Origin of the sequence: Bradyrhizobium sp. SHOUNA76, assembly GCF_023006445.1 — a bacterium.
In the GTDB taxonomy this organism is placed as follows: Bacteria; Pseudomonadota; Alphaproteobacteria; order Rhizobiales; family Xanthobacteraceae; genus Bradyrhizobium.
The window spans coordinates 1-3991 of the sequence record NZ_JALBHA010000550.1; the positions used below are offsets into that span (position 1 = coordinate 1).

The 3991-nt window shown below is 61.7% G+C and carries 5 protein-coding genes; 3 read left to right on the forward strand and 2 right to left on the reverse strand.

Annotation, left to right across the window (positions count from 1 at the left end):
* Positions 1 to 373 (reverse strand): DnaA N-terminal domain-containing protein (locus tag MOV74_RS32995; RefSeq protein WP_309486860.1); only part of this gene is annotated, 373 nt, incomplete at its 3' end.
* Positions 374 to 1645: 1272 nt separating this feature from the next.
* Entirely contained in the window at positions 1646 to 1912 is a 267-nt protein-coding gene (gene rpsT / locus MOV74_RS33000) for a 30S ribosomal protein S20 (protein ID WP_212083530.1), read from the reverse strand.
* A gap of 378 nt (positions 1913 to 2290) precedes the next feature.
* On the opposite strand from rpsT, the gene MOV74_RS33005 reads away from it, so the two are divergent.
* From MOV74_RS33005 to MOV74_RS33015, 3 genes are all read left to right on the forward strand, one after another.
* The gene (locus MOV74_RS33005) at positions 2291 to 2608 is read left to right on the forward strand and encodes a hypothetical protein (protein WP_028133689.1); all 318 of its coding nucleotides are present in this window, start codon (positions 2291 to 2293) and stop codon (positions 2606 to 2608) included.
* 199 nt (positions 2609 to 2807) lie between these two features.
* A complete protein-coding gene (gene msrA / locus MOV74_RS33010; protein WP_246931182.1) occupies positions 2808 to 3470 on the forward strand; it encodes a peptide-methionine (S)-S-oxide reductase MsrA in 663 nt (220 codons plus the stop codon).
* 113 nt (positions 3471 to 3583) lie between these two features.
* A partial coding sequence (locus MOV74_RS33015) for a polysaccharide biosynthesis/export family protein (RefSeq protein ID WP_246931183.1) occupies positions 3584 to 3991 on the forward strand: 408 nt, incomplete at its 3' end.

Sequence of the window (3991 nt, forward strand, 5' to 3'; positions counted from 1 at the left end):
AGCCGCCGAGCGCGTCGTGATTGGCCGAGACCGGCGCGGTCGCGGTCGAGCGCAGCTCCGGCGTGGGGGTGCGTCGCATCTCGACAGGCGCCGGGGCTTCCTTTGGTTGCATCACCGGACGCACGGCCGAACGCACCGTGAGGTCGATGCGATGCACTTCCGGCATCTCGGCCTGCCAGCACGACAGCACGCGCTCGGCATAATGGGCCTGAATCCAGCTCTTCAGGAAGCGGGTCGGCACCGAGAGCCGCACGCTCTCGTCCTGCACGCCTTCCAGATCCATGCGTGCAAACCAGCTCGTGTAAACGTCCTCGCCAACGCTCGAGCGCAGCCGACCCTTCACGCGTGACCAGCGATCCTGTTCCATTGTCATCGTCAGAAAACTTCTCTTGAGAGATATAGTTGCGTTGTGAGCGCCATGCAGGTGTTCCTGCAGGACCCCTCAGCAGGGCCCTTGGAATGGCGCGACCTCAAAGCGAGTCCATCGTCAGGCATGGCTCGACCGTCCGGCGGGAACGCCGCGTCAGATCAGCGATGTCAGAGATGGAGGGTTCGCGAGGTCAGCGCGTACTCGGCGCTTCGTCACACGCGGGAGGCTGGAGATCTGACGGATCGAGAACGGCATCGTTGGAATGGGAAACGTGCTGCAATACCGCGTTGAGTCCGTAAGACATGATACCTCCCCGTCTTGCCGTGATTGCTCGCGACAAGGTCCTGCGTGTCTTGACGACAGCCGCGCCGTACTCCTGCGCGGATGCCTGCCCGTGTACTGGTCGTCCGCTCGACTTCGCCGCCTTGCGTACCGGGGTAGCTTCGCGATGTCTCTCATATGCGCTTGGCACGAGGCGGGAAGATCCCGCTTGGAGACATTCAGACAAAGAGCTACCATTCCCATATTGCTATGGGTTGTGAACCGACATCGCTTGTTGAAGCGTCGCCTACGTGCGCACCGCCGCCGATTTGCACGCTCGCCCCGTTTCCTAAACCGCGCTGGTCTGAAGATCGTGGGCGCCGCTGACGACTTAAGGAATACACTAAGCGGAAAGACTCGCAACGAATTGATTCACACTTGAGCCACCAAAAAAACTTGACGTCGGTTAACGCCATAGCGACTTGTGCACAGGCTTCGGACCAAGTTTTTGGATTCGTGCACAGAATCGAAAATGCCGCGCCTCATGTGACAATTCTCCGCCACCGCCAAAATTTTTTAACAAATTCGTCACGCACCCGACGCGCGGGTGAATTTTCCAAACGCTTGCGATCACTATGTCGATAAGTGATTAGCGAGACATCGTTTTTTGAGTCTCATTTCACAGGGTAACTCCCACCCGATGTGCGTTCCTGTGAATCTACGGTGTGTAGAACTTTCGTCGCCCGCGGATTCAATTCGAGCGCGCAGCACAGGGGTTTTTTGCAACGCGGTGAAAGTTTCCGCTGTTGCAAAACATCGGCAGGTAGAACTACGGAGCGAAGCATAGCGCGGGCGGCGCAAACCTTCCAATCGAAGATCGGCTGCGGCGTGACTGCGTGCGTATGACAGGCAACAAAAAAGCCCGGCGCGATGCCGGGCTGTTTGACGCGTGCGATATTCGATCGATCAGTCGACCGATGGTCCGCCGTTACCTGGCGAACTTACCTGGCCCGCTTACTTGGCGAGCTTGGCGATCTGCGCGGTGAGCCGCGAGACTTTGCGGCTGGCGTTGTTCTTGTGAATGATGTTGCGCTGGGCGGCACGCATCAGGGCGGGCTCGGCATTCGCCAGCGCCTTCGCGGCAGCGGCGCGATCGCCGGTCGCGATGGCTTCTTCGACGGTCCGCACGGCACCGCGCATCTGGGTGCGGCGCGACTTGTTGACGGCGGTGCGGCGGGCGATCTTGCGCGTCGCTTTCTTGGCGGAAGTGGTATTGGCCATGGTCTCAATATCCTTTGCGGGTACCGGTCGCGTCTTGGTCGGGTAGCGCCGGCTTGCTTGACCGCGTAATCGACGCTCGGATTTAGGGTGTTCGGTTGCTGGGCTGTCCCCGGAACATGAGGCCTCATAGAGCCTTTAGCTCGAGGAGCCTGCAACTGCTCAAAGAACAGCGGCGGCAGGATTGCGCCCGCCGCCAGTTGGCGCCCTTATAGAGAGGGTCTTGCGCACCGTCAACGCTTTCCGGGCTGGAAAAGCGGCCCCGGGGCGCCCCAGGGAGCACGGTAACGCCCTGAAGAGGTTGAATTTCTGCCGTCTCCCGGCTATTGGCAGGCGGCGTTTTGTCGGGTCCTCCGATCGGACGACCATATAAGGTGGGGCATGATCCGCGGCTTTTTCCGACTGATTGGGCTGTTGCTGCTCGCCGGCGGGTTCATCTTCATGGTCTACGACGGCGCCCGCTGGGTGGCCGACCAGACCCTGCGGTTCACCCGGTTCGGCCAGTTCTGGAACGACATCAATCAGGCCAGCCAATCGGCCTTCCGCACCTGGGTCGAGGCCAAGGCGCCCTGGCTCTGGACCTCGGTGATCCGCCTGCTGCTGGATCAGCCGGTCTTTGCCGTCCTCGGCATTCTCGGCATCTTGCTGATGATCCTGTTCCGGCCGCGGAAACCGCTGATCGGCTATTCCCGGGATTGACCTCCAATCCCGCCGGGATTGATGTTCAATTCCCGCCGGGATTGAGCTTTCAATTCCCGCCGGGATTGAGCGCTGCGAGGCGCGCGGCGTAACAACGCTGCCTACGCTCACGTAGAGCCCTATATTCCCACCTGATCGCGAGCACGCCGCGTGAGCATCTGGCTCGGGCGACGGACAGCTCGTTTGCGGAGATCCAATCATGCTGTTCATGCGCAAGACCACCGCATTGCCGAGCGCAACTGAGGCGCTGCCGGGCCGTGCGCAAGCCATTCCGACCGCGACCACCCATTTCGTCAACCGCAGCAAGCTCAAGCCGCCTTATCCCGCCGGCCTCGAGCAGGCCGTGTTCGGGCTCGGCTGCTTCTGGGGTGCCGAGCGCAAGTTCTGGGAGCTCGGTGATGGCATTTACACCACCGCCGTCGGCTATGCCGGCGGCCACACGCCGAACCCGACCTATGAAGAGACCTGTTCGGGGCGCACCGGCCACACCGAAGTGGTGCTGGTCGTGTTCGATCCGAACAAGATCTCCTACGCGAGGCTGTTGAAGACGTTCTGGGAGAGCCACAACCCGACGCAGGGCATGCGTCAGGGCAACGACGTCGGCACGCAGTACCGAAGCGCGATCTACACTTGTTCCGATGCGCAGAAGAAAGCGGCTGACGAGTCGAAGGCGCTTTATCAGAAGGCACTCGCAGCCAAAGGCCTCGGTGCCATCACCACCGAGATCGCGCCATCAGGCGAATTCTATTTCGCCGAGGACTACCATCAGCAATATCTGGCGAAGAATCCCGGCGGCTATTGCGGCCTTGGCGGCACCGGCGTGTCCTGCCCGATCGGCGTCGGTGTGAGCGCGGAAGTGTAAGGCGCCGGAATGTGCTCCCCTGCCCTCCAGGGGAGGGTAAAACGCCAGCTCAACGTTTTATTAACCATAACTAGTGCATCACTGGAGCCGTCTCGTTTCGAGGGATAGGTCCGGTGCCGGTTGCACGCGCGTTTCGATGGTCGAACTTGGCGTCTTTGGCAGCGTCCGCCGCGCTGACCCTAGGCGGCTGCATGCAGACCGCCGGCCCTGTCGCGGTGATGCAGCCGCGCGCCGATCTCGACTCCATGGCCTATGGCCAGCCCTACAGCGCGCCGCAGCCGGTTGTCGTCGCCGATGGCGGCGGCGCCATCGGAGCGCTGCGGAACTCCTTCGCCTCTTCGCCTGCACCAATGCCGGTCGGCTACGCCGCGCCGATGGCGGCGCCGGGACGCTATGACGCCTCCTACCATCTCGATGCCGGCGACAAGCTCCGCGTCGTGGTCTACGGCCAGGAAGGTCTCACCAACAGCTACGCCATCGATGCCGGCGGCTCCATCACCATGCCGCTGATCGGCGCGGTG